Source organism: Streptomyces sparsus (genome assembly GCF_054776295.1).
Window position 1 is genome coordinate 1 of sequence record NZ_BAAHCA010001452.1, and the last position, 831, is coordinate 831.

General features: G+C 71.7%; 1 protein-coding gene. It reads right to left on the bottom strand.

Annotation, left to right across the window (positions count from 1 at the left end; all coding sequences use genetic code 11):
• Positions 1 to 168: 168 nt before the first annotated feature.
• Positions 169 to 831 (bottom strand): SCO family protein (locus ACYVE9_RS28995; protein ID WP_461030852.1); only part of this gene is annotated, 663 nt, incomplete at its 5' end.

Below are 831 nucleotides of genomic sequence, written 5' to 3' on the forward strand. Positions count from 1 at the left end.
CCGGCGCGGACGCCGACCCGCCGGCGCTCTGCCCGGCGTCGGCGCCCTTGGCCGTCTCCGATCCGGTGCCCGCTTCCGAGCCGGAGTCCTGGGAGGCGCAGCCGCCCAGGGCCAGGACGCCCACCACGGCGAGCGCGACCGGTCCCGCCGGCCACCGCGCGGTGCGGGTCACGGCTTCTCCCCCTTGATCAGCTTGGGGAAGTCAGCGGCGAAGGTCTCCGCGGTCACGCCCTCGGTGTAGAGCACGTGCGCCTTGTTGTCCTTCGGTGAGAAGAACAGCACCTGGGAGCCGTGGCTGGAGACGACCTCGCCGTTCTTCTTGACCTCGGACGGCTCGATGGCGATGCCCAGCGTGCGGGCGCCGGCCTGGATCGTCGGGAAGTCGCCGGTGAGTCCGACGCTGCCGGGCGCGGCGCCCTTGAGCCAGGCGCCGAGTTCCTCGGGGGTGTCCCGCTCGGGGTCGCTGGTGACGAAGACGACCTCCAGCTTCTCCTGGTCCGCCTTCGGAAGTTCCTCCTTGGCCAGGGCGATGTTGCTCATCGTCAGCGGGCAGACGTCGGGGCAGTTGGTGTAGCCGAAGTAGATCAGCGTGGGCTTGCCGTCGGTCTGCTCGATGAAGTCGTACTCCTCGCCCTCGGTGTCGGTGAGGACCAGGTCGGGCTTCTCGAACGGCCGGTCCAGCACGGTGGCCTGCTTGGTGTCGGCGGTGCCGGAGACCTCCGCGACGCTGTCGCGGTCGGAGCCGTCGCCGGTGCTGTCGCCGCTGCTGCACGCCGTCGCTCCGGTGGCGAGCAGGGCGGCCGCGGCGAGTGCCGCAACCGTCCGGCGCCG